The 24,195-nt window shown below is 68.5% G+C and carries 25 protein-coding genes; 12 read left to right on the top strand and 13 right to left on the bottom strand.

Going from position 1 to position 24,195, the window contains the following annotated elements:
* Nucleotides 1–16: 16 nt before the first annotated feature.
* Genes E0H92_RS41070 through E0H92_RS41060 form a run of 3 tightly spaced genes read left to right on the top strand, consistent with a single transcriptional unit; the run spans nt 17 to nt 3,208 of the window.
* On the top strand, nt 17–598 hold the full coding sequence (locus E0H92_RS41070) for a YbjQ family protein (RefSeq protein ID WP_131500124.1): 582 nt from the start codon (nt 17–19) through the stop codon (nt 596–598).
* Nucleotides 588–1,967: a GH1 family beta-glucosidase gene (locus E0H92_RS41065; protein ID WP_131500123.1), complete on the top strand. Its 1,380-nt coding sequence runs from the start codon at nt 588–590 to the stop codon at nt 1,965–1,967. The genes E0H92_RS41070 and E0H92_RS41065 overlap by 11 nt, the downstream gene beginning before the upstream one ends.
* Nucleotides 1,964–3,208, top strand: coding sequence for an MFS transporter (locus E0H92_RS41060; RefSeq protein WP_131500122.1), 1,245 nt, complete (start codon nt 1,964–1,966; stop codon nt 3,206–3,208). Before E0H92_RS41065 ends, E0H92_RS41060 begins: the two co-directional genes overlap by 4 nt.
* A gap of 398 nt (nt 3,209–3,606) precedes the next feature.
* Here the strand turns inward: E0H92_RS41060 and E0H92_RS41055 are convergent, their stop codons facing one another.
* A complete protein-coding gene (locus E0H92_RS41055) occupies nt 3,607–4,788 on the bottom strand; it encodes a winged helix-turn-helix domain-containing protein (RefSeq protein WP_238173818.1) in 1,182 nt (393 codons plus the stop codon).
* A 135-nt stretch (nt 4,789–4,923) separates the two neighbouring features.
* Between E0H92_RS41055 and E0H92_RS41050 the strand changes: the two genes are divergently transcribed.
* Entirely contained in the window at nt 4,924–5,361 is a 438-nt protein-coding gene (locus E0H92_RS41050; protein ID WP_131500120.1) for a DUF6228 family protein, read from the top strand.
* Here the strand turns inward: E0H92_RS41050 and E0H92_RS41045 are convergent.
* From E0H92_RS41045 to E0H92_RS41025, 5 genes are read right to left on the bottom strand one after another with little or no spacing between them, the layout of a single operon-like run.
* A complete protein-coding gene (locus tag E0H92_RS41045) occupies nt 5,358–6,659 on the bottom strand; it encodes an MFS transporter (RefSeq protein WP_131460534.1) in 1,302 nt (433 codons plus the stop codon). The genes E0H92_RS41050 and E0H92_RS41045 overlap by 4 nt on opposite strands.
* A gap of 21 nt (nt 6,660–6,680) precedes the next feature.
* On the bottom strand, nt 6,681–7,115 hold the full coding sequence (locus E0H92_RS41040; protein WP_131460533.1) for an EVE domain-containing protein: 435 nt from the start codon (nt 7,113–7,115) through the stop codon (nt 6,681–6,683).
* A 10-nt stretch (nt 7,116–7,125) separates the two neighbouring features.
* The gene (locus E0H92_RS41035) at nt 7,126–8,634 is read right to left on the bottom strand and encodes a tripartite tricarboxylate transporter permease (protein WP_131460532.1); all 1,509 of its coding nucleotides are present in this window, start codon (nt 8,632–8,634) and stop codon (nt 7,126–7,128) included.
* The gene (locus E0H92_RS41030) at nt 8,634–9,137 is read right to left on the bottom strand and encodes a tripartite tricarboxylate transporter TctB family protein (RefSeq protein WP_131500119.1); all 504 of its coding nucleotides are present in this window, start codon (nt 9,135–9,137) and stop codon (nt 8,634–8,636) included. The genes E0H92_RS41035 and E0H92_RS41030 overlap by 1 nt, the downstream gene beginning before the upstream one ends.
* A complete protein-coding gene (locus E0H92_RS41025) occupies nt 9,134–10,141 on the bottom strand; it encodes a Bug family tripartite tricarboxylate transporter substrate binding protein (protein ID WP_131500118.1) in 1,008 nt (335 codons plus the stop codon). Before E0H92_RS41025 ends, E0H92_RS41030 begins: the two co-directional genes overlap by 4 nt.
* A gap of 183 nt (nt 10,142–10,324) precedes the next feature.
* Between E0H92_RS41025 and E0H92_RS41020 the strand changes: the two genes are divergently transcribed.
* Both E0H92_RS41020 and E0H92_RS41015 read left to right on the top strand, forming a co-directional pair.
* Nucleotides 10,325–11,971, top strand: a complete 1,647-nt coding sequence (locus E0H92_RS41020; protein WP_131460529.1) for a sensor histidine kinase — start codon at nt 10,325–10,327, stop codon at nt 11,969–11,971.
* Nucleotides 11,968–12,633, top strand: coding sequence for a response regulator (locus tag E0H92_RS41015; protein WP_131460528.1), 666 nt, complete (start codon nt 11,968–11,970; stop codon nt 12,631–12,633). Before E0H92_RS41020 ends, E0H92_RS41015 begins: the two co-directional genes overlap by 4 nt.
* Nucleotides 12,634–13,286: 653 nt before the next feature.
* Here E0H92_RS41015 and E0H92_RS41010 read toward each other — a convergent pair.
* Genes E0H92_RS41010 through E0H92_RS41000 form a run of 3 tightly spaced genes read right to left on the bottom strand, consistent with a single transcriptional unit; the run spans nt 13,287 to nt 14,752 of the window.
* A complete protein-coding gene (locus E0H92_RS41010; protein ID WP_131500117.1) occupies nt 13,287–13,844 on the bottom strand; it encodes a DinB family protein in 558 nt (185 codons plus the stop codon).
* Nucleotides 13,845–13,860: 16 nt separating this feature from the next.
* Nucleotides 13,861–14,385 (bottom strand): gamma carbonic anhydrase family protein, encoded by a 525-nt coding sequence (locus E0H92_RS41005; RefSeq protein WP_131460526.1) that lies wholly within the window; start codon nt 14,383–14,385, stop codon nt 13,861–13,863.
* Nucleotides 14,386–14,404: 19 nt separating this feature from the next.
* On the bottom strand, nt 14,405–14,752 hold the full coding sequence (locus tag E0H92_RS41000) for a T6SS immunity protein Tdi1 domain-containing protein (RefSeq protein ID WP_131500116.1): 348 nt from the start codon (nt 14,750–14,752) through the stop codon (nt 14,405–14,407).
* 53 nt (nt 14,753–14,805) lie between these two features.
* On the opposite strand from E0H92_RS41000, the gene E0H92_RS40995 reads away from it, so the two are divergent.
* Nucleotides 14,806–15,957: an MFS transporter gene (locus tag E0H92_RS40995; RefSeq protein WP_131500115.1), complete on the top strand. Its 1,152-nt coding sequence runs from the start codon at nt 14,806–14,808 to the stop codon at nt 15,955–15,957.
* Nucleotides 15,958–16,005: 48 nt separating this feature from the next.
* The gene (locus E0H92_RS40990; protein ID WP_131460523.1) at nt 16,006–16,368 is read left to right on the top strand and encodes a cupin domain-containing protein; all 363 of its coding nucleotides are present in this window, start codon (nt 16,006–16,008) and stop codon (nt 16,366–16,368) included.
* A 4-nt stretch (nt 16,369–16,372) separates the two neighbouring features.
* On the opposite strand, the gene E0H92_RS40985 is transcribed toward E0H92_RS40990, so the two are convergent.
* Nucleotides 16,373–16,951, bottom strand: coding sequence for a TetR/AcrR family transcriptional regulator (locus tag E0H92_RS40985; RefSeq protein ID WP_131460522.1), 579 nt, complete (start codon nt 16,949–16,951; stop codon nt 16,373–16,375).
* A gap of 113 nt (nt 16,952–17,064) precedes the next feature.
* Between E0H92_RS40985 and E0H92_RS40980 the strand changes: the two genes are divergently transcribed.
* Both E0H92_RS40980 and E0H92_RS40975 read left to right on the top strand, forming a co-directional pair.
* Nucleotides 17,065–18,444, top strand: coding sequence for an MFS transporter (locus tag E0H92_RS40980; protein WP_131500114.1), 1,380 nt, complete (start codon nt 17,065–17,067; stop codon nt 18,442–18,444).
* A complete protein-coding gene (locus E0H92_RS40975; RefSeq protein ID WP_131500113.1) occupies nt 18,434–18,901 on the top strand; it encodes a GNAT family N-acetyltransferase in 468 nt (155 codons plus the stop codon). Before E0H92_RS40980 ends, E0H92_RS40975 begins: the two co-directional genes overlap by 11 nt.
* On the opposite strand, the gene E0H92_RS40970 is transcribed toward E0H92_RS40975, so the two are convergent.
* A complete protein-coding gene (locus E0H92_RS40970) occupies nt 18,886–19,698 on the bottom strand; it encodes an endonuclease/exonuclease/phosphatase family protein (RefSeq protein WP_131500112.1) in 813 nt (270 codons plus the stop codon). The two genes, E0H92_RS40975 and E0H92_RS40970, sit on opposite strands and share 16 nt — an antisense overlap.
* Before the next feature lie 111 nt (nt 19,699–19,809).
* Between E0H92_RS40970 and E0H92_RS40965 the strand changes: the two genes are divergently transcribed.
* Entirely contained in the window at nt 19,810–20,649 is an 840-nt protein-coding gene (locus E0H92_RS40965; RefSeq protein WP_202874098.1) for an EamA family transporter, read from the top strand.
* Here the strand turns inward: E0H92_RS40965 and E0H92_RS40960 are convergent.
* Entirely contained in the window at nt 20,642–21,973 is a 1,332-nt protein-coding gene (locus E0H92_RS40960) for an FAD-binding oxidoreductase (protein ID WP_131500111.1), read from the bottom strand. The two genes, E0H92_RS40965 and E0H92_RS40960, sit on opposite strands and share 8 nt — an antisense overlap.
* Before the next feature lie 184 nt (nt 21,974–22,157).
* Between E0H92_RS40960 and E0H92_RS40955 the strand changes: the two genes are divergently transcribed.
* Complete coding sequence (locus tag E0H92_RS40955; RefSeq protein WP_131500110.1) at nt 22,158–22,814, top strand: DUF998 domain-containing protein; 657 nt, start codon at nt 22,158–22,160, stop codon at nt 22,812–22,814.
* On the opposite strand, the gene E0H92_RS40950 is transcribed toward E0H92_RS40955, so the two are convergent.
* Entirely contained in the window at nt 22,811–24,103 is a 1,293-nt protein-coding gene (locus tag E0H92_RS40950; RefSeq protein ID WP_131500109.1) for an esterase-like activity of phytase family protein, read from the bottom strand. The genes E0H92_RS40955 and E0H92_RS40950 overlap by 4 nt on opposite strands.
* Nucleotides 24,104–24,195 lie beyond the last annotated feature (92 nt).

Raw genomic sequence — 24,195 nt, 5'->3', positions numbered from 1 at the left:
CTGTCAGGATTAGGGCATGAGCCAGAACTTTCCCCCGAACCAGCCGTATCCGCCGCAGCAGCCCGGTTACCAGCAGGGCCCGCCGCCCGGGTACCAAGGTCCGCCGCAGCAGCAGGGGTATCAGCAGGGGCCGCCGCCGCAGCAGGGCTACGGCCAGCAGGGCAATTACCAGCCGGCGCCGTCGAACGTGCCGCACGTCGCTCCGCAGGGATCGCCGTACCCGGTGCTGGTCTCGACCATGAACGACCTGCCCGGGTACGTCGCGGAAAACGTGTTCGGCGAGGTCTTCGGGCTGACCGTGCGGAGCCGGAACTTCGGGTCGAACTTCACCGCCAGCTTCCGGTCGCTGGGCGGCGGCGAGATCCCGGAGTACACCCAGATGCTGGCCGAGTCGCGGCACGTCGCCGTGATGCGGATGTGCCAGATGGCGCAGCAGATGGGAGCCAACGCGGTGCTCGCGATGCGGTTCGACTGCAACGAGATCGCGCAGACCATGAGCGAGGTGGCGGCCTACGGTACGGCGGTCGTCGTCCGCAAGATCGAGGCGCCGCGACCCAAGGACAGCACTCCCGACGAGGACGATGCCAATGACAGCTGACCTCAAGTTTCCGGAGGGTTTCCGGTGGGGGGTCTCGACGTCGGCGTACCAGATCGAGGGTGCCGTGGCCGAGGACGGCCGCGGCCCCTCCACCTGGGACACGTTCTGCGCCGAGCCCGGCCGGATCCTGGGCGGTGACACCGGCGCGGTCGCCTGCGACCACTATCACCGGTACGCCGAGGACGTGGCGCTGATGCGTGAGCTGGGGGTGGACACCTACCGGTTCTCGTTCTCCTGGCCGCGGATCCAGCCGTCGGGAACCGGGCCGGGCAACGCGGCCGGCCTGGACTTCTACGACCGGCTGATCGACACGCTGCTCGGCGCCGGGATCCAGCCGGCGCCGACGCTGTACCACTGGGACACCCCGCAACCGCTCGAGGACGCCGGCGGCTGGCTGTCCCGCGACATCACCGACCGGTTCGCGGAATACGCCGGAATTCTGGCCGCGCACTTCGCGGACCGGGTGCCGATGTGGATCACCATCAACGAGCCGATGGTGCTGACGCTGATGGGCTATTCGCTCGGCGCGCACGCCCCCGGCAAGGAGTTGCTGTTCGACGCGCTGCCAGTCGCGCATCACCAGCTGCTTGCCCACGGCCGGGCCGTACAGGCGCTGCGGGCGGCCGGCGCCCCGAGTATCGGCATCGCCTCCAACCACGCACCGACCTGGCCCGCGAGCGACAGCGCGGAGGACAAGGAAGCGGCCGCGCTGTACGACAACCTGATCAACTGGATGTTCGCCGACCCGATCTTGCTCGGGGAGTACCCGTCCGGCCTGGGCGACGCGATGCCCGGCCCGGTCGCCGACGACCTCGCGGTCATCTCGACGCCGCTCGACTTCTTCGGCATCAACCACTACGCGCCGGTCTCGGTCGGCGTCGCCACCGGACAGGCCGACACCGCGGCCACCGACGGCGTCCTGCTGCCGCCGGGCCTGCCGTTTGAACCGCGCCGGCTCGACGGATACCCGACCACGGACTTCGGCTGGCCGGTCGTGCCGGACGCGTTCGGCGAGACCCTGCGGATCTTCCGGGAGCGGTACGGCGACAAGCTGCCGCCGCTCTACATCACCGAGAACGGGTGCGCGATCAACGACGGGCCCGTCGACGGGGTGGTCGCGGATCAGCGGCGGATCGACTACCTGGACGGATATCTGCGGTCGTTGAAGGCCGCGATGGACGACGGGATCGACGTTCGCGGGTACTTCCAGTGGTCGTTGCTGGACAACTTCGAGTGGGCGGCCGGGTACTCGCAGCGGTTCGGGCTCGTGCACGTCGACTTCGAGACGCAGCAGCGGACGCCGAAAGCGTCGTACCACTGGCTACGTGACCTGATTGCCCAGAGCCGTTCGGTACCGGGTCGGCCATGATTCCCGAGCCGGGCGTGGTGCCGTCCGCGTTGGCGGAACCGACTGTCCGGGTGCGAGGCGGCTGGACCGCGGCCGTCGTACTCGCCAACGTCGGGGTGTTCGCGGCCTGGCTCGGTCCGATCCAGGTACTGCTGGCGAAGCAGTCCGAAGCTGTTGCTCCCGGCAATAAGGAATACGTTTTCGGGCTGGTGACCGGGGTCGGTGCAGCGGTTTCAGTGGTGGCGAATCCGGCCTTCGGCGCACTGTCGGACCGGACGACGTCCCGCTACGGACGACGTGTTCCGTGGGTGGTCGCGGGCGCCGTCGGCGGCGCGATCGGGCTCGGCATCCTGTCGGGTGCGCACGTGATCGCGTTGATGCTCCTCGGCTGGTGCTTGATGCAGCTCTTCGGCAACGCATTGCTGGCTGCGGCCACAGCCGTCGTACCGGACCGGGTGCCGGTCGCGCAGCGCGGCGTCGTCGGCGGGTGGGTCGCGATCTCCCAGGTCCTGGGCGCCTTGGTCGGGACGGCGTTGGCCGCCGCGTTCGACAGCTTCACCCTCGGGTACGTCGCCTGCGCCGTTTTCTTGATGCTGTCGGTGGTGCCGTACCTGTTGCGGAGCGGCGACGCCACGTTGACGGAGCGACCGGCCTTCGTGCTCGGTGAGTTTCTGAAGAGTTTCTGGATCAGCCCGCGGCGCTACCCGGACTTCGGGTGGGCGTGGCTGACCCGTTTCCTCTTCAACGTAGGCAACGCGTTGGGGACGTTGTACCTCTTCTACTACCTGCAGGACGAGGTCGGTGTCGCCGACCCGGATAGCGGCGTACTGATTCTGACGGCGATCTACAGCGTGTGCGTACTGGTCACTGCGATCAGCTTCGGCCGGTGGTCGGACCGTTCCGCGCGACGCAAGGTGTTCGTGACCGCGTCCGGGTGGGTGATGGCGGCCGCCGGCGTCGTACTCGCCGTGTGGCCGACCTGGCCGGGCGCGATCCTCGGGGCCGTCATCCTCGGCGCAGGCTTCGGCGTGTACCTGTCCGTCGACTTCGCGCTCCTTACGGAGGTCCTCCCCAGCGCGCGCAGCCGCGGCAAGGACCTCGGCGTCATCAACATCGCGAACTCCCTTCCCCAGGTCCTGGCCCCTGCCATCGCCGCCCCCATCGTCAAACACCTGGGCGGCTACCCGGTCCTCTACCTCTCGGCCTCCGCGGTAACCCTCCTGGCTGGCGTACTCGTCACCCGAATCCGCTCCGTCAACTGAGCGCCCGCCCGACACGTACCGAAGAACGGGTAGTGGCGCGGCCCCGCCGCGTGCCGAGCCGTCGCACGCCTACCGAATGAACCACGCCGCACACCACCACCCGTTCTTCGGTACGCCGACCGGCCTTCGACCGACTGCACAATTTCTTGCCCGCCACGACAACGCACCCCACGCCGGCGCGACAACTCGCGCGCCCAGCCCCGAGTCGTGGCATGTGGTCGGGCCCCGACACCGCGAGTCGTGGATCGAGGCTGCGCGGCCGCCGAAACCCACGACTCGAGACCCCCGGTACCTGCGGGTTGAGTTGCGGGGCGGATGTGTTGGAGGTGGGGAGTCCTGCTGGTGATTGCAGGTGTGCTGCAGTCTCCACTCCGAAACTCAAGTCGGCCGGGGCTTGTTCACAGTCGGCGGGACAAGGTGCGGGCGAGGGATGTGCTTGCGGTTATCTGGATGTGGTTGAGGTTGAGCCAGTTGGTCATGAGGTGGAGTTCGGTGGCTAGTTGGTCGACGAAATCTGGGGCGTTCGGTTCGGCGGTGAGGGTGGGGATGACCAGGGTTGAGGCTTGGCGGTCGGCTTTGAGGTCTACGCGGGCCACCAGCTGGTCGCCCAGGAGGAACGGCAGGACGTAGTAGCCGTGGATGCGTTGCGGGGCCGGCGTGTAGATGCTGATCCGGTAGAAGAAGTCGAACAGGTGATGGGTGCGGTCGCGGTTCCAGATCAGCGGGTCGAACGGCGACAGCAGCGCCTGCGCGTCGATCGGCCGGTCCTTGGCCTCGTGCCAGCGGTACGCCTGCTGCTTCACACCCTCGACCCGCACCGGGATCAGCTCACCAGACTCGACCAGCTCGCCGATCACCTCGCGACCGGTTGCTGCGGGCAACGGAAAGTGCGCCTGGCCGCTGCCGCCGCAGAGCTCCTTCTGCGTTGCGACTCCCAGCCCGCGGGCCGCGATCCGGATCAGCTCGCGGCGGGCCTCGTCGGCGGTCGGCTCCGGTGCGTTGAGTACATCGGCGGGCAGTACCCGCTCGGTGAGGTCGTAGACCCGCTCGAAGTGCCGCCGGCCCGCGATCGTCACCTGGCCCGTGCTGAACAGGTACTCGATCGCGATCTTCGCGTCCTGCCAGTTCCACATCTTGCCGGTCGTCGGATCCGGATCGGGGTCGGACCGCTTCCGCCGTACGTCGTCCGGACTCGCCTCGCCCGCGGTCAGCGGCCCCTGCTCCGTCACGATCCGCAGGATTTGGTCGACGTACCCGGGCCGCTCCGCCGTCAGCCGGCGCATCCCGACCACGACCGACCACGGCACGGCCAGGTCCGGACTCAGCTCCTGATCCCACACCTGCCGCTCCGCCGCCCGCATCCGCCACCGCATCAACGGGTACGTCGTCAACGGGAGCAGCGCGGCCTTGTGTCCCCAGACATACTCGAACAACTCCCGGCCCGCACCCCAACTCAGCTCGTCCAGACGGGCCCGCGAGTAGTTCCCCACCCGCGAGAACACCGGCAGATAATGCGACCGGCACAACACATTCACCGAATCCAGCTGCAGCACCCCTGCCTGCCCGATCGCCCCACGCACGGCCCTCACATCACCGCGCTTGGGTCGTCCGTCCCCAAACCCCTGCGCACCCAGGGCAATCCGCCGAGCAACGCCCACCGAGATCTCATCACCTACGGCCGCCATGAACCGAACCTATAGCGCGACACTGGCTTCATGCAGTTCATCACGATCGGAAAGCCACCCGAGTACCTCCGGCTGTCCGCCGTACGCCGGCGGCCGGACAACCTCCCGGAGCACCTGCCGAGGGAGAAGCGCCGCTATCTGGACGCCGAACTCCGGATCCACGACCTGACCGCCACCGCCAGGATCGACCTGATGCACGAGTACGCCGGTCTGGTGCAGTTCTTCGATCAGGTCGTCGCGCACTGGCCCGAGTGGAACAACTCGTTCATGGTCTGGGGAAGAAGCAGCGCGCTCCAGTTCCAGGTCGATCGCGGCCCTCGACCGTCCGGGGGCCCGGATCACTTCAGGGTCACAGTCAAACTCCACAACAGCCGGCGCCACACCTACTGGAGGGTGGAGACGCTGCTTATTCTGTCGCCCGAAGAGCTCGAGGCCATTGCTCGCGACCTCCACAGGCTGACGGATTAGGCGGGGACCAGTTCGGCTGTGTAGCTGAGGTTTAGGCGGCGGTAGGCGGTGCTGAGGAAGGCTAGGAGGACGACGATCAGCATCAGGAGGCTGGCTGCGATGAAGGCTAGGGCGATGCCGCGGGCCTGGCCTTCGCCGAGGAGCCAGCCGAAGGTGGTGCGGCCGGCTGTGGAGTCCATGTAGGGGATCAGCAGGAACTGGGCGGCGGGGCCGATGGCGAAGGCGGCGATCGGGGTGGAGGCGGTCTCGATGCTCTGCGCGAAGCCGAACACCCGGCCCTGCTTCTCGAACGGGACCATCCGCTGCAGGATCGTCTGCTCGGCCGCCTCGGCGACCGGGATCACCAGCATGAAGCCGAACATGCCCAGCACCAGCAGCGACTGCCACTCGCGCGCCGCCGTCCCCAGGCCGACGATCGCGATCGCGACGTTCGCCAGCATCAGCAGCCGCAGCGGCGAACGGCCGAGGCCGAAGCGGGCGACGAGCGCGCCGCCGGCGATGAAACCGATGCTGGTGAGGCCGAGGACGAGGCCCCAGGACTGGACCGAGAACAGGTTCAGCCCGTACGGGTCCATCAGCGCCATGAACACGCCCATGATCAGGTTGTTGAACGTGCTGAACAGGACCAGCGGAAGCAGTCCGGGTACGGCGCGCATCGTCTGCCAGGCGCTCCGGATGTCGATGCGGGTGCGGTCGTGGTGCTCCGGCCGCGGCTCGTCGAGGTGGATCGCGACCAGCAGGTGGACGAGAACGGCGCCGGTGAACACGACCGCGATCGCGACCGTGCCGCCCATGCCGACGAAGCCGACCGACAGGCCGCTGAGAACGCTCGTGATCAGATGCGAGACGCCTGTCACCGTGCCGACGAGACCGTTCGCCTTGTCGCGGCGATCGGCCGGGACGAGCAACGTGACCGCGGTCGAGAGCGCGATGCTGCGGAGCTGACCGGCCGTGCTGCCGACCAGGACCAGCAGCGTGAACGCCCAGAACCACGGCCCGTGCCAGTCGGTGAGCTGCCGGCCGACGACGGCGTACAGGAGGCCGGCGAGCGCGAAGGCGACGCCGGTGATCGAGGTGGACAGCGCCATCGCGGTCTTCTTGCGGTGCGAGTCCACGACCGCTCCGAAGATCGTCCCGGAGGCGGCGCCGATCAGCATCGAGACACCGGAGACGAGTGACGCGGCGAGCACCGAATGCGTCACCAGGTACACCCAGAAGGCGAAGCCGAAGCTCAGGAACGTGGTCGTCACGTTCGCCACCAACGTGTTGATCAGCAACCGCCTGAATGTCGTCGTCATACCCTTACGTCGGACGCGACCTCAGGAAATTGACATGGCCTCCCGAAGAATCTCGAAATCGTCCGGTTCGAGCGGGACCAGGCCGCGACGGAGTTGGTAGCCCCAGTTCGGCGCGCGGGTCAGTTTGAGGTCGAGGTCGCGGAGCGCCGCGCGGTGGACGGGCAGGAACTCGATCCGCCGCCGCCACGGCTGGATCATGCCGCGCTCACCCATCGACATCGGTTCGGCCTGGTACGGCGCGGCGTCGGCGACCACCCCGAGTGCGGTGAACGCCCGCAGCGGTTCCTTCGACCGATAACGCTCGGTAGGGGAGTAGATCGCGAACCCGTCGCCTTCGCGGAGCCGCGCGACGCCGTACCGCTTGCCGTGGTTGAGCTGGATGAATCCGCCCTCGACGGCCCGCTGGGCGTGATCCCCGGAGACCACACCCAGCCAGGCCCGTTGCACATCGTTCATGCACCTAGTTTCAGGGCGTATATACGACATCTTTCGTCATAATTTTCCGGCGGAGTTTGGCGAGCAGCGGCGCACTGATCATCAGCAGGATGACCGCATAGATCACGTAGGCGATCGGCCCGCCGATCAGCCCCGACGCGTCGCCGTTGGACAGTTGCAGCGCCATCCGGGCCTGCCGTTCGGCAATCGGTCCGAGGATCACCCCGATGATCAGCGGCAGTACGGGCAGCCCGAAGCGCCGCATCGCGAACCCGAGCAGCCCGAGCACCAGGAGCAGTAGTAGGTCGAGCGGCTGGGCGTTCACGGCGTACGCGCCCATCGAGGCGAAGAAGATGATCCCGGCGTAAAGGTACGGGCGCGGGATCTGCAGGAGCTTCGCCCAGGCCGGCGCGAGCGGCAGGTTGAGCAGCAACAGGAACAGGTTGCCGATGAACAGGCTCGCGATCAGCGCCCACACCAGCTTCGGCTCGCGCTGGAACAGCAGCGGTCCGGGCTGGATGCCGTACGACGTGAACGCCGCCAGCATCACCGCAGCGGTCGCGTTCGTGGGCAGACCGAGTGCGAGCATCGGAACCAGCGTGCCGGCGGCCGACGCGTTGTTCGCAGCCTCGGGTCCCGCGACACCCTCGATCGCGCCGTGCCCGAACTCCTCCGGGTGCTTGGACAGCTTCTTCTCAGTCGCGTACGACAGGAAAGTCGGGATTTCCGCGCCGCCGGCCGGCAGCGCGCCGATCGGGAAACCGTACGCCGTACCGCGCAGCCACGGCTTCCACGAGCGGCGCCAGTCCGACTTCCCCATCCACGGCCGTCCGACCGGAATCACCGTGCCCGGGTTGCGCCGCAGATGTGCCGCGACCCAGAGCGCCTCGCCGACCGCGAAGATGCCCACGGCAACCACAACGACATCGATGCCGTCGGCAAGTTGTGGGATGCCGAGTGTCAGCCGCTGCTGGCCGGTCACCTTGTCGATCCCGACCAGCCCGATCACCAGCCCGAGCAGCAGCGCCGCGAACCCGCGGATCCGCGACGACCCGAGCACCGACGTCGCGCCGGCGAACGCGAGCAGCATGATCGCCAGGTAGTCCGGCGCGCCCAGGCTGATCGCGAACTTCACCACCTGCGGCGCGACCAGCACCAGCAGGAGCGTCCCGATCGTCCCGGCCACGAACGACCCGATCGCCGCCGTCGCCAGCGCCTGCGCGGCCCGTCCGGCGCGGGCCATCTTGTTGCCCTCGATCGCCGTCACCACCGATGACGACTCCCCGGGCGTGTTGAGCAGGATCGACGTGGTCGAGCCGCCGTACATGCCGCCGTAGAAGATGCCGGCGAACATGATGAACGCCTGGACGGGCTCGAGCCCATACGTGATGGGGAGCAGCAGCGCGACGGTCATCGCGGGCCCGATCCCGGGCAGTACGCCGACCGCCGTACCGACCGTGACTCCTAGCAGTGCCAGCAACAGGTTGATCGGCGTCAGCACGTCGCCGAACCCGTTCAGCAGATTCGTCAGGTTGTCCATCACAGAATCCCTTGCAGTACGCCGGCCGGCAGGTTGACGCCGAGCCCGATCGCGAACGCGTAGAACGTGATCAGCGCCAGCGCGACCGCGATGAACACGTTCCGGATGTGGTGCCGGCTGCCGAGCGCGAACGCCGAACCCCAGAACAGCAGGGTCCCGCTGATCACCCACCCCAGCGGGTCGATCAGCACCAGGTTCACCACGAACGCGGCGATCAGCAGCAGTACGGTGCGCCAGTCGACGGATGACGTGACGTCGACGTCCTCGCCTTCCTCGGCCTCACCGGTGCCGCCGCGGGCGACGTCGACGGCGTACAGAACGGCGACCACGAGCAGCAGTACGCCGAGCACGATCGGGACCGGCTTCGGGCCGATCGGATCGTTGCTGTTGGCAATGTGCTGGATCCGGGCGGCGTCGACGATCACCAGGGCGCCGACCACCGCCAGGAACCCGCACACTCCGTACTGCGCACGATCCGGCCGCCGGGCAGCGGCCTCGTTCATGCCGCCAGACCCAGTTTCGTCAGGATGTCGGCGACGGCCTTGTCCTGTTCGGTGAGGAAGGTGCCGAACTCGTCACCGGTCACGAACGCGTCGGTCCAGCCGTGCTTGGTCAGCTCCGCCTTCCACTGCGGGGAGTCGTGCATCTTGGTCAGCGCGTCGATCCAGACCTTCTTGTCGCCGTCGCTGATCTCCGGCGGCGCCACGATGCCACGCCAGTTCGTGAACACCAGGTCGATCCCGGAGTCCTTCAGCGTCGGCACGTCCTTGAGCGCGTCGATCGGCTTCTCACTGGTCACCGCGAGTACGCGGACCTGACCACTCTCCACCTGGTCCAGGAACTCGCCGAATCCGCTGGCCCCGAACGCGATCTTGCTGCCGAGCAGCGCGGGCAGCAGTTCGCCGCCGCCGTCGTACGAGACGAAGTTGACGTCCTTCGGGTTGATCCCGACGGCCTGCGCGAGCTGCATCGGCAGCAGGTGGTCCGGTCCGCCGGGCGACGAGCCGCCGCCGACGGCCAGGCCCTTCGGGTTCGCCTTCCAGGCTGTGACGAGATCCTGGATCGTCTTGTACGGCGAGTTCTTCGGTACGACGATCGCGCCGGCCTCCTCGATCATCTTCGCGATCGGGGTGGTCTGGGTGAGCGTCGCCTTCGACTTCGACGTGTACGTCGCGCCGACCACGCCGAGCCCCATCTGCATCGCGAGCTTGCCGTTGCCCTTCTCGTTCACGATCCGCTGCAGGCCGACCGTGCCGCCCGCGCCGGGCAGGTTGAACACCTGGACCCCGGTCGCGATCTTCGCGTCGTCCAGCACCTTCGCGGCGGTCCGGGCGGTGGTGTCGTACCCGCCGCCCGCGGTGTTCGGCACCATCAGCCGCAGGCCGGTGGCCGGCTTTCCGCTGTCGGCGTTCGAGCTGTCGGATTTTTCCGCGGTCGCGCCACAGGCGGTCGCGGTCACCAGCGCGACCAGCGCCGTGGTGACCCAGAGCATCGGCCTAGACCTCATCAGCTGAGTCCTTTCTGGAGGGGATCAGGTGGCGACGATCGTGGACCTCCAGCGGTACTGGCGTCTGCGTTGTGACCGCAGCGGTGGTTGAGTTCATTGTGGTCACGGGCGGAACCTGGTTGAAGTGTGGCACTTGGCCGCCGGAGCGGTGATCATGCGGTGCGGAAGGGCGAGGAGGTGACGATGGCGATTCGATTGCGGGGACGGCCAACCCTGGCCGGGCAGCTGCTGGTGCTGCAGCTGGCGATCGTGGTGATCGTGCTGGTCGCCGTCGCCGCGGTGTCGCTCGCCCAGTCGGCCGCCACGTTCAACCGGGTCGAAGGCCGCCGGGTCACCTTGCTGGCCGAGCAGTTGTCGTCGAACCCCGCGCTGCGGTTCAACATCCGCAACCCGGCGCCCGCGGAGATGCTCGCGCCCACACTGCAGACCAGCCTCGCGCAGTCCGGCGTCACCTCGATCACGGTCGCGGACATCGACGGAAAGGTGATCGCGGCAACCAATGTGACGCTGATCGGTACTCAGCTCACGCTGGGTGATCCTGACGTCAGGAGGGGCTGGTCCGGTCAGTTGCGGGGCGACGGCGGCACGGAGCTGGTCGCCCAGGTTCCGGTGCTGAGCGAGGGCCGGGACGCTCAGGGCAAGCTGGACGGGACACTGGGCGATCACCTCGGGACCGTGATGGTCGGTGAGCGCGTTCCGTCCGTACTGCAGCGGTTGCGGGGCGCGTCGTCGTACCTGGCGATCTATCTCGGCATCGCCTGTGTGCTGGGGCTGCTCGGGTCGTGGTTGCTGGCACGCCGGATCAAACGGCAGACGCTCGGGCTCGAACCGCGGGAGATCGCGGGACTGGCGGAGCACCGGGAGGCCATGCTGTACGGGCTCGCCGAGGGAGTTGTTGCCTTGGACCCGCATCTGCGCGTGACGCTGGTGAACGACGTCGGCCGGCGGCTCCTCGACCTCCCGTCGGACGCGGTCGGCAAGTCCTTGCGGGAACTGGGTGTCGAAGGACGGCTGCGGGACGTACTGGCCGGCGAGGACGAGGCGCGCGACGCGGTCGTCGTACGGCGTGGGCGCGTGCTCGTGATGAACCGGATGGAGGTGCTCAAGGACGGGCGGTCCCTCGGATCGGTGACAACACTGCGGGACCGGACCGAGCTGGCGCAGCTGGAGCGCGAACTCGGGTCGTTCCGTTCGTCGGCCGAGTTGCTGCGGGCGCAGACGCACGAGTTCGCGAATCAGCTGCACACGATCTCGGGGCTGATCCAGATCGGAGAGTACGACGAAGTGGTCACGTACGTCGGTGCGCTCAATCGCTATCGCGAATCGCTCGACCTGACCGTGACCCGGCGGGTCCACGACACCACGGTCGCCGCGCTGCTGATGGCCAAGTCCTCTGTCGCCGCGGAACGCCGCGTCGAGCTCCGGGTGTCCGAGAAGACGACGCTGCTCCGCCTGGATCCAGCGCTTTCCGCCGACATCGCGACCGTCCTCGGCAACCTCGTCGACAACGCCGTCGACGCGGCCGCCCAGTCCGGTACGCCGCTGTCGCCCGCGTGGGTCGAGGTCGAACTCCGGCAGGACGCGACCAGCGTCGAGATCGTGGTGCGGGACTCCGGACCGGGGGTCGCGCCCGAGCTGGCGCAAGAGGTGTTCGCGCACGGCTTCACCACCAAGGCCGCGGCCGAGGGCGAACGCGGGATCGGCCTCGCGATGACCCGCCTGATCTGCCGGCGCCGGGGCGGCGAGGTGGCGGTCACCAACCTCACCGAGGGCGGGGCCGCGTTCGTCGCGCGGATGTCCACGCAGCGTACGCCGGAGGGAGCCCGATGATCACGGTGCTGGTCGTCGACGACGACTTCATGGTCGCCCGCATCCACCGCGGATTCGTCGACCGGGTGGACGGCTTCGAGGTCGTCGGTACGGCGAACTCCGGTGACCAGGCCGTGGCGGCGCTCGGTGAGCTTTCCCCTGACCTCATACTTCTTGACCTATATCTTCCCGACGTCTTCGGTCTTGATCTGATCGCCCGCCTGCGCGCGGTCCAGCCTGACGTCGACATCCTCGTCATTACTGCCGCTCGTGAGGCCGACGCCGTGCGTGGCGCCGTACGGCAGGGGGTCGTGAACTACCTGCTGAAGCCTTTCGGTTTCGAGGATCTTCGGGCGCGACTCCGTGAATACGCCCGCCGCCGCGCCAGCGTGCCCGACCAGGTCACCTCCCAGGCGGACGTCGATCGGGTGCTGGCTCCTGCCCGCCAGTTGGTCAACCGGCTCCCCAAAGGCCTCAGCCAGGAAACCGCCGACCTCGTCACGGCCGCTCTCCGTGCTGCCCCCGACAACCTCTCCGCCGCCGAGTGCGCCGAGAAGGTCGGCATCTCCCGCGTCAGCGCCCGCCGCTACCTAGAGTTCTTCGCCACCCAAGGCCAAGCCGAAGTAACCCTCCGCTACGGCACCACCGGCCGCCCCGAACGCCGCTACACCTGGCGAATCTGACGGTTCTGACCCACGCGTGCTACGCGGGCGCTACCTTCGTCGCTCCGCTCCTCAACGCGCCCACTCCGCGCGCTCCCGCCCACCCCCGGGCTAACGCCCGGAGCATCCGTTTCCGGCTATCGCCGGGAGTTGCGGGCTACCGCCCGCGAGCGAGTGCCCAACAACCGTGGTGGCCGGAGGTGACTGTGTCGACTCGACCTGTCGCTCTCCGACGCGCCGGTTCCCACCGCAGCACGAGCTGTGCCGACCGCTCTCGGACACGCAAGTTCCACCCGAAGCACCGGCTGTGCCGACCGCTCTCGGACGGACTGGGTTCCCACCGCAGCACGGGTCCTTCGCCCCGCATCGCAGTCGTCTGCACCGAAGCAGTCAGTTGAGCTGTCGCCCGCGGGCGGCAGCCCGCAACTCCCGGCGTTAGCCGGAAACGGATGCTCCGGCGCTAGCCGGGGGGGTGGGTGGGAGCGCGCGGAGTGGGCGCGTTGAGGAGCGGAGCGACGAAGTAAGCGCTCGCGGAGCACGCGTGGGTCGCTGGACCTCTTGCGTCACCAGCTGAACCGGCAGCTCGACAGGAGGTGTTGCTCGATCTGGGGCTGGTTCGCGCTTGGCTGGGTGTGAACCGCCTTCCAGTGGACGGATACGTCCTGTCGAGATGGTCAGCTGTCGGCGGCTCGGGCGGCGCGTTCTATCGCGGCGCGGTGGGTGGTCCAGTCGGTGCCGGGGGTGTTGTTCGTGGTGCCGTCGAGTTGTTCGCGGAGGATGTCGGCGTGGCCGGCGTGGCGGTTGGATTCGGTGAGGACGTGGACCATGACGTTGAACAGCATCACGTCGGGGCGCGGCCACCACGGGACGGTGGCGCGGGCGTCGATCGGAAGCGCGTCGATGGTCGCGTCGGCGTGTTCGCAGGCGCGGCGGTAGCTGGTGAGGATGTGTGCGCGCGACTCGTGTTCGGTGACCCACAGGTGGTCGCGGTTCGCGTAGCCGGGGTCGGTGAAGTCCGGGAGCGGGTCGGCGTACGGGCGGTCGAAGATCTCGCCGAGGTAGCGGGCCTCGGTGATCGTGAGGTGTTTGAGCAGGCCGAGAAGGTTCGTGCCGGTGTGGGTCAAGGGCCGGCGTACGTCGTACTCGGACAGGCCCTCGACCTTGGACAGCAGCGACTCGCGCACCCAGCGCAGGCTGTCGTGCAGGTACTCCTTGGCGAATTCGTCGATCACGGAACTGTTGACGCGCTCAGTCCGCGACGAGTTCGACGGTGGCGGCGTGGCGTTCGGCCAGGGCGTGGTACACGGCGGCGTTGTGGTCCACGAAGAGTTTCGCCATGCCGTCGAGCGGGACGATCTTCTTCGCGGGGCTGCCCATCGCGACCGACTCCGGCGGGATGACCGCGCCGGGCGTGACTGTGGATCCCGCGGCGACCAGGGCACGTTCGCCGACGACCGCGCCGTCCAGCACGATCGCGCCGTTGCCGACCAGCGCCTGCTCGCCGATCGTGCAGTCGTGGACCAGGCACTGGTGGCCGACGGTCGCGTTCGGGCCGATCTCGCAGCCGTTGTGGCCGACGTGGATGACCGTGTTGTCCTGGATGTTCGCGCCGGCGCGGATCGTGATCGTGCCCAGGTCGGCCCGGATCACCGCGCCGTACCAGATCGACACCCCGGCCTCGACGACCACGTCGCCGACCAGCGTGGCCGTGGGCGCGATCCACGCGTCGGGGTGGACGGTCGGGCGCTTACCTTCGAACGAATACAGCGGCATGCGCCACACGATAGACGGCTCAGCTGATCGTGATCCCGGAGATCGGCGTCCCGGGCGGCAGGTCGCGGGTCTGGCGGTGGATCTGCCCGAGGATGTTCAGCGACACCACGAAGTCGAGCACCTCGACGTTGTCGAGGGTGAGTTCGCCGCCGAGCTGCGGCGGGTGGGTGAACGAATACACCTGCTCCGGACCCGGTACGACGCCCTGGTTCGCGGCGCCGAACGCCAGGCCGGCCAGCAGGTACTGGTCCTGACCGTCCTCCGTGTTCAGCACGTCCCGCAACTCGTCCGGGGTCGCCCACAGCCGCTCCAGCGTCCCCTCGAGCGTGTCCAGCCACCAGAACCCGTCCGCCGCCTGGAAGAACACAGCTCCATGCCGCCGAGCCTAGCCCGGCGGTGGGTGCCAACTAGGGTGTCCGGATGCTCAAACCAGTGGCCGGGTTCGCGGCGTTCGGGCTGTTCTGGGGTGCGTGGGGAGCGATCCTTCCCGCGATCCGGTCGGGTGCGGGTGTGAGCGACGGTGAGCTCGGTGTGGCGTTGCTGATGATCGGGCTAGGTGCGCTGGTCTCGATGCGGTTCACCGGTTACCTGATCGACCGGTACGGCGGTGTCGTGCTGCCGGTGGTGATGGTGCTGTTCGGGCTCTGCGGCGTACTGCCTGCGCTGGCCGACTCGGCCGTCTCTTTGAGCGCCGCGCTGTTGTTGCTCGGAGCAACTTCTGGCGCGGCGGACGTGGCTGTCAACGCGGCCGGGTCGCAGGCCGAGGCCGTCACTGGACGTCCGGTGATGAACCTTGCCCACGGCATGTTCTCGGTCGCGGTCGTGGTGGCGAGCCTCGGTACGGCGGGACTCCGGGCGGCCGGTGTGGGCGCGCTGCCGGTACTGGGCGGTGCCGCGGCACTGATCGTGATCACCGCGGTCGTGGCTCTCGCACCGGGGTCAACGAAGGACACCGGGACCCGCCTTCCAGGAAAGCCTGCCAGAGCCAGGCTCGAACCGGTGCTGCTCGTCCTAGGTGCACTCTGCGCACTCGCCTACCTGGTCGAGAACGCCTGGCAGAGCTGGAGTGCCGTCCATCTCGACACCTCCCTGCACGCCGCAGCGGGCCTCGCGTCGATCGCCCCGGCCGTGTTCGCCGCCGCGGCCGCCACTGGTCGATTCGCCGGCAACGCCCTCCTGAAACGCATCCAACCGGTACGGCTCCTAGTCATCGGTGCTGCGATTGCCGCGGTCGGGTCGCTCGTCGCGGCCACCGCCGGCAACCCGTGGACCGCGCTGGCCGGCATCGGCCTCGCCGGTCTCGGTACGTCGGTGTGCGCGCCGACGATCATCGGGATGGCAGGCGCCTGGGCCGGCCCGGAGCGGCGCGCGGGGGCGATCGCGGTGGTGACCACGATCGCGTACCTCGGTTTCCTGATCGGTCCCGCGGCGGTCGGCGCGCTCTCCTCGGCCTGGTCCCTGCCGGCCGCTTTGGCCAGTGTCGCCGTACTGGCGGTGGTCGTCGCCGCGCTCGCTCCGGTGGCCGGCCGGTTGGCGCACGAGCGGATTCGCCCCACGCCGAAAGGGATGTGAAAGCGTCCAGTGCGACGCTACGGTGACTGGATCGATCGAGGAGGGTGTATGACGGAGATCGCGGAATCCGGGGCTGCGGTGATCAGCCGGGCGGACGGGCGGGACGACGGCGAGGAGTGGACCGAGAACTACACCGAGCTGCCGGGTGGCGCCGGTGTCTCGCTGATTCTCGAGTCGACCACGCAGGAGGGCGTCGGCCCGCGGTTGCATCTGCATCCGTACGCCGAGACGTTCATCATCCGGCGTGGTTCGGCGACGTTCACCGTGGGCACCGAGGAGATCGTCGGCAAGGCCGGCCAGATCCTGGTCGTCCCGGCCGAGACCCCGCACAAGTTCCGCACCGGTCCGGGCGGCTACGAAGCAGTGCACATCCACGCCAACGCAACCTTCGAAACCACCTGGCTGGAGTAAGTAGCTACTCCGACTGAGGGGGAGTGAACGCGGCCAGCAGGGTCGCGGTGATGTACGGCGCTGCTTGATCGGACGTGATGCGTCCGGCCTGGATCTCGCTCGCGGCGCCGTGCATCACGTTGTGCATGACGCTGACCAGCCAGGACGTCGGCAGGTCGGTACGGAAAACGTTTTCGCTCCGGCCGCGTTCGAGCAGCCGTTCCACGCGCGCCATCGGATCGGCGTGCAGTTCCTGCACCCGCCCGGGGGGCAGTGCGTCCTGAGCCGCGAGCAGCAGCGCCCGGTACTGGTCGACCAGGTGCCAGCTCGATTCGATCAACCGGGTCAGCGCGTCGCGCGGATCGCCGGTCAGATCGACCTGCCCCAGCGTCTCCTCGCCGGTCGCGATCGCCTGGACGAAGACGGCGTCGACCAGCTCGGCCCGGGACGGGAAGTGGCCGTACAGGGTGACCCGCCCGACCCCGGCCGCCTTCGCGATCTCCGACGTACTCGCGCCCGGATCACGGCCCAGGCAGTCGGCCGCGGCGGTGAGGATCGCCGCGATGTTCCGTTGCGCGTCCGCGCGCCGGGTGGTGACAGCCATCGAACCTCCATGATCTCGAACACCACTGTACGAATTCCTCTTGTCGAACACCAGTGTACGAGTTACCGTACGACCATAACCCGTACACAGCTGTTCAACTTAAGGACGAGATCATGAATCAACCCGACCCCCGGCGGTGGCGACTGCTGGGGCTGCTCGCCGTCGCGCAGTTCATGCTGATCCTCGACGTCACCGTGGTGGCGATCGCGCTGCCGAACATCGAGACCGACCTCCAGTTGCAGCGCGAGACGCTGACCTGGGTGGTCAGCGCGTACACGCTGATGTTCGGCGGTCTGATGCTGCTCGGCGGCCGCGCCGCCGACCTGTTCGGCTCCCGCCGTGTCGTGCTGACCGGCCTGCTGGTGTTCACGCTGGCCTCGCTCGTCACAGGTCTCGCGAACGGGCCTGAGCTCCTGCTCGGCGGTCGCGTCGCACAGGGCATCGGCGCCGCGATGCTCTCGCCTGCAGCGCTTTCCGTCGTCACCAAGACGTTCGACGCCGAGGAGCGCAACAAGGCGCTCGGCATCTGGTCCGCGATGGGCGGTGGCGGCTCCGCGATCGGCGTGCTGCTCGGTGGTCTGCTCACCGCTGGCCCCGGCTGGCAGTGGGTGTTCTACATCAACCTGCCGATCGGTCTGGTCGTGTTCGCGGTACTGCTCCGCATGCTCCCCGCCGACCGGCCGAGCGAGCAGCCGGGACGTCTCGACGTACCGGGTGCGCTGCTGGTCACGGCCGGAACGGGTACGGCGATCTACGCGCTGATCAACGCCGGCGATCGCGGTTGGCTCTCGCTCGCGACCCTCGGCACGCTGGCCGGAGCCCTGGTTCTGTACGGCGTCTTCGCCTGGGTCCAGCGCACCGTACGGTCACCGCTGATGGACCTGCGGATCTTCACCCGCCGGCCGGTCACCGCCGGTATCTTCATGATCCTGGTCGCGACCGCGCTGATGATCTCGATGTTCTTCCTGGGCTCGTTCTACCTGCAGCATTTCCAGCAGTACGGCGCTCTGCGCACCGGGCTGCTGTTCCTGCCGGTGGCGGTCGCGGCGATCGTCGGCGCCCAGCTCGCCGGGCACGTCATCGGCCGGACCGGCGCGCGGCCGATCGCGATCGCCGGGTTCCTGATCACGGCGGCGGGTGTGACTGTCCCCGCGATCTGGGAGGGTGCTGCCATGGTCGTGATCGGGATGTCTGTGGGGACGGTCGGGCTGGGCGCCGCGTTCGTGGCGTCGTCGACCACGACGTTCGCGCAGATCGACTACCGGGAAGCAGGTCTGGCGTCCGGACTGCTCAGCACGTTCCACGAGTTCGGCGCCTCGCTCGGAGTCGCTGTGGTGTCGAGCATCGCGGCGGCGAGTCTGGCCGGGACCGTGTCGACCGGATTCACCCGCGGGTTCACGTTCGCCGCGGTCACTGCCGCGGTGGCGGCCGTCCTCGCGCTGATCGTCGTACCTTCGTTCAAGCCTTCGAGTGGAGAAGTCCATGCCCATTGAGATTCGCCGCGCGGTGGTCGCGGATGCGGAAACTGTGCTGACCATGTTGCGCGAGCTGGCCGACTACCAGGACCAGGGCGCTTATGTGCTGGCGAGCGTCGAGGACTGGCAAGGGTTCCTCGGGCGCGACGAGGTGATCGTGCTGATCGCGGAGGCCGACGGCCAGGCGGCGGGGTACGTTTCGGCGCTGCGGCGACCGTACCTGTGGGTCGGCGGAGACCAGTTGGCGTTGGACGACCTCTACGTCCGGGACAAGTTCCGTGACGCCGGCCTCGGACGGAAGCTCATGCTGGAGCTGGCCCGGCACGCACTGCCCGACCGGCTGCCGATCGGCTGGGGTCTGCGCCTGGAGAACACAGCCGGCTACCGCTTCTACGAACGCCTCGGCGCCAAACTGGTCACCAAGACCGCGGCCGGCTGGTCACCCGAGGCATACGAGCGTCAGCTGAGCGAATAGGTGGCTGCGACGGGGAGGTGGTCGGACGCGAAGCTCACCGGAACCGACGCGGCGGTCGGCACCAGCTGCGAACTGTGCAGGTGGTAGTCGATCCGCTTGGTCGGCAACGGCACCGGGCTGGTGAGCCCGAGTCCGAACCCCTTCTGCGGCCAGGTGTCCGTCCAGTGCGTCGTCAGCGTCTTCACCTCGGCCGACGTCGGTACGGCGTTCAGGTCGCCGACGAGGAGAGTCGCCTCGGGAGCGTCCTTCATCAGCGCGACGATCGCGTTCACCTGCTCGATGCGCTCGCCGTCGTTGATCGTGGTGAGGTGCGTGTCGGCGAAGCGCAGCGGCGTACCGTTCACGTCGATCAGCGTTTCGAGCAGACCACGCTGCTCACTGCCCGCGTGCAGCGGCAGCAAGGTGTTGCGGGAGTCCACGATCGGGTACTTCGAGAGCACCAGCGTGCCGTACTGACGGCGGGGCTTGCCCGGCTCGGCGGGGTCCCAGTCCAGGTTGGCGGCGAAGACGTAGTTCATCTGCAGCCGCGCCGCCAGCCAGGCCGGCTGATCCACCCAGTTGCTGCGGGCGTCGAAGAACTTGTCGACCTCCTGCAGACCGACGACCGCGGCCCCGGACGCCTCGATGGTCTTGGCGACCCGCTCGAGATCGAGCCTGCCGTCGACGCCCGCGCCGTGGTGGATGTTGAACGTCAGAGTCTTCACGGTCGTGGCCTCCACCTTCGCGTGCGCCGTCAACGGTGACACGGCAAGAAGTAGGCATCCGGCCAGCGCGGCAAACATCCCTGATCGACGCATGGCGCACAGTATTTCGAGCGCCGGGGTCATTGCCGATCTGGAAAGCACAACGGCCGCGGGCTTACCGGAACGCCATGGTCGTCCGGCGGGCCGCTCCCTAGCGTCGGCTTGGTGCGAAGAACCGTTCCGCCGCAGACCTACTTCGTCGTCAGCGCAGTGTTTCACTACCTGGGCCCCGCCCTTGCGGTGCTGCTGTTCGTGCGCATCGAACCGCTCGGTGTCGCGTGGCTGCGGATCGCCTCGGCCGGACTGATCTTCGCTGTCTGGCGTCGTCCGTGGCGGGCGTGGCGAGTCCTGTCCGGACCCGCCCGACGCCTCGTTGTCGGGTGGGGTGCGGTGCTTGCGCTGATGAACTCCTGCTTCTATTTGGCGATCGAGCGCATCCCGCTCGGTACGGTCGCCGCCGCCGAGTTCGCGCCGGTGATCGTCCTGGCCGCCATCGCGGTCCGCAGCATCCGGAACGTGCTTGCAGTGGTGCTTGCTGTGGCCGGGGTCTATGTGCTGACCGACATCCGCCTGTCGGGCGACTGGATCGGCCTGGTCTTCACGGCGTCGAACGCGCTCCTGTTCGCGGCGTACGTCGTCCTCGGGCATCGCGTGTCACGGACGGACGGCCTGCGAAGGATCGACGGGCTCGCGCTCGCGATGGGTACGGCGACGGTGCTCGCACTGCCTGTTGGCGCCTGGGCGGCGGTCCCGGCGTTCACCGACGTCGGGTTGCTGGCCGCCGCCGTCGGCGTCGGCGTCTGCTCGTCGGTGATTCCGTACGTCGCGGACCAGTTGGCGATGGCACGGCTGCAGCGATCGACGTTCGCGCTGCTGCTGGCGTTGCTGCCCGCCACGGCGACGGTGATCGGCGCCGTCGTTCTCCGGCAGATCCCGCAGGCCGCCGAACTCGTGGCGGTCGCGATCATCGTCGTCGCGGTCGGGCTGCATCGCGAACCTAGCTAGCCGGCCGGACGTTGTGGTTGCCGGAGAACACGTTTTCCGGATCGTACTCGCGCTTCACCGCCGCGAGCCGCTCGTACGTCTTCGCGGGATAGACCGCGGCGACGTCGGCGTCCTCGGCAGCGGACAGGAAGTTCGCGTACGCACCGCTGACGTTCGGGCTCAGGCGATCCCACAGCTGCTGCCGGGCCGGACGCGTCGCCTCGAGCACCGGCGGCGGGCCGACCGTCATGGTGACGAACATCAGCTCTGCCTGGCGATGCGCGTACGCCGTCGCGTCGTCGGCGACCTGCGCCACGGCCCCGCCGACGCTGCGGACGGCGATGACCGGAGAGCCCTGCGAGGTACCGGCCTCGGCGAGGATCCCCAGGACCTCGGGCACGGAATCCTTGTCGACAAAGGCACTCCGGGTCTCGAACCGGATCCCGGGCGGCGGCACGAGTCCGTCCACGAGCACCTCGGCGTACGGCGTCAGCGCGACCTCGTCGGCGACCACGGTACCGAGGGCGCGGATCGGGTCGATCGCCCGCGCGGCGAGTTCCGCGTCGTCACCGTCGTACGCGACCTGGATCTCCAGCGGCGCCTCAGGGCCGCCGAGGAACGGGTTCGCGAACGACGCGATCGAGGTCAGCTCCGCGGGCGCGGTGCGCAGGTACTCCGCCCAGCGCGGCAGCACGTCGGCGATCTCGTTGGCGGCGAACACGACCTTGCCGAAGTGGATGTCGGTCGTCGGGTGCGCCGCGAACTCGAACGCGGTCACGATCCCGAAGTTCCCGCCGCCACCGCGGATCGCCCAGAACAGCTCCGGGTTCTGGTCGACGGACGCCCGGACGACGTCACCCGCGGCGGTCACGACCTCCGCGGCGACCAGGCTGTCCAGCGCGAGACCGTACTTGCGGACCTTCCACCCGATGCCGCCGGTCAGCGTCAACCCGCCGACGCCGACGCTCCTGGTGTCACCCGACGAGATCGCCAGCCCGTGCGGCGCCAGCGCGGCCGCGACCTGCCCCCAGGTGGCGCCGCCGCCGATCCGCACGATGTGCCGGTCCTTGTCCACGAGCTCGATCCCGGCCAGGTCGACGAGATCGATCACCACCCCGCCGTCGTTCGTCCCGAATCCCGGGAACGCGTGTCCACCGCCGCGCACCGCGAGCGGCAGTCCGCTGCCGGCGGCGTACCGAACGGCCTTCCGGACGTCCTCGACGGTTTCCGGCCTGAGGACGTACGCCGGGCTGCCGCCGACCAGCACGGTCCGGCTCGCGGCGTCGTACTCGGGGTCTTCCGGTCCGACGATCTTTCCAGCGAATCCTTCGACTACTGCGCTCATGACGTTCCTTTGCGTTGGCCCTCATCGAACAAACACCTGACGGCCGCCGAGTGGCCCGTGTGACGTGAACAACGCCACATCACAAAACACCGGGCTATTTCGTCTGTCATCGGCCGTGGTGTCGATTCCGCGGTGGCCCGGTCGACGCAGTGGTGACTGTTCTCCTCTGTGAAAGGACTTCGCCATGAGTACTGTGACGCTCCCGGCCGCCCGTGTCTCCACCCGCGCGCTGCTGACCGGCGGGGTTGTCGCCGGCCCGCTGTACGTCGCGGTGTGGCTGATCCAGGCGTTCACCCGGGGCGGGTTCGACATCACCCGCCACCCCGCCAGCCTGCTCGCGAACGGCGGCCCGGGGTGGATCCAGACCACGAACTTCATCGTGAGCGGGCTGCTCTGCATCGGAGCCGCGATCGGTCTCCGCCAACGGATGACCGCCCGCAGTTCCGTCGCTCGCGGCGGGGTGTGGGGTCCGCGGCTGGTGGCGGCGTACGGACTCGGCCTGCTGCTCGCGGCCGCGTTCCCGGCGGATCCGGCCGCCGGGTTCCCGGTCGGTACGCCGGCCGACTACGCCGAGATCAGCACCCGGGGCATGGGGCATTTCGTGGCCGGGACGATCGGGTTCTCCGGGCTGATCGCCGCCTGCCTGGTGTTCGGCGCGCACTACCGCGCGGCCGGCCGCCGTACCCTCGCCCGCTTCTCGGTGGTGACCGGCATCCTGTTCTTCGCCGCGTTCGCGGGCCTCAGCGCCGGCGCCGGGAGCCGGCCCACGATCATCGCGTTCGACCTCGCGGTGATCCTCGGCTGGACCTGGATCACCACGATCTGCCGCGACAAGTGTTAACGAAGGCGGATCGTCACGAGCGTGGTTTCGATGCCGCTGTCGATCAGGTTGCCGTCGGCATCGAAAGCGTCCGGTCCGTCGGTCATGCCGAAGTCGTTGTCGTTGATCACGACGAGGGTGTTGTGCGGCAGCAGCGCAACACCCTCGATCTTCTTCGGCGCGTCCTTGACCGTGTTCAGGTCGAGGAACGGCGTCTTGGGCAGCGCCGGCGCGTCGGTCGAGGCTTCGTACGACGGTGTCGTCGCGGCATCGTCCCACCGAGAGCCGAGGATGTTCGCGGACGGCCGCAGTACGACGCGCTGCAACCGGGCGGCGTTGTCGGTCCGCTCTTCGACCAGCAGTGTTTCGGGGCCCGCGGCAACGATCGAGGAGATCTTCAGCTCACTCGTGTCGTCCTCGCCCGGGTCGACCACGCCGACCGGGTCGAACCGGTACGCGTACTCCGCCGTCACCTTCCCGGCCCGCGGCGAGAACCTCAGGATCCGCGTGTTGAGCGAGGCCTCGCCGACCTTCTTGCTCGGGTTCGACAGCGGGCTCTGCAGCGCGAGCACCAGGTCGCCGCCGGGCAGCTGCGCGAGGCCTTCGAAGCCGCGGTTGATCTTGCGGGTCAGGAAGATCGCCGGCAGCGACTCGATCACCGGGTAGTCGGCACCAGTGAGGTTCAGGCCCTTCGGTACGTACCGCGCGAGCACCTGCCCGCGGCTCGAGACGTGCACGAGCGACGGGCTGTACTCGTCGACGAGCCAGAACGTGCCGTCGGACGCCCGCACGATGCCCTCGGTGTCGAGACCGTTCGGGTTGATCGGGAGCCGCGTCGAGGCGTCGTACGTGTAGGGGAGTTCGTCGCGGCTTTCCTGGTTCGAGAGGCCGGTCACGGGCTTGCCGTGCCGGGTCGTGATCGGGATCGCGTCGATCACCTTCAGCTTCTTGCCGGCGACCTTCACCTTCACGATCGCCGGGTCGAACCCCGGCACCGGGAACGTCCGGCGGTTCGTGCCGTCGACCTTGATCTGCCCGTTCGGCCCGCGGTCCGTGACAGTCCAGAACTCGTCACTCTTCCCGGCCGGGAAGATGTCGCTCCCGATTCCGCCGAGATCGACCTTACGGTCGTCGTCCACCGACCCGCGGATCAGCCCGTTGGAGAACTTCCCGAGCGACACGTCCGGCAAGATCGCCGTACCGGCCACTCGCGGTCCGCGCTCATCGGCGGAAGCCGCCTGCACCGAGCTGCCGATCAACGCGGCAACCCCCACCACAGAAGCCGCCACCACCCACGCACGCCGACTCATTCCAACTCCCCTCACACCGGTTCACGTGACCCTCACCCGCCCGAATGAACACCACCACGCCATCCCATGAACCCCCGGAAAACCGTGGGAGG

It is taken from the genome of Kribbella speibonae, from assembly GCF_004331375.1.
Taxonomy (GTDB): Bacteria; Actinomycetota; Actinomycetes; order Propionibacteriales; family Kribbellaceae; genus Kribbella; species Kribbella sindirgiensis.
The sequence above is the reverse complement of the archived record's forward strand: the minus strand, read 5'-3'. Positions and strand labels throughout refer to the sequence as shown.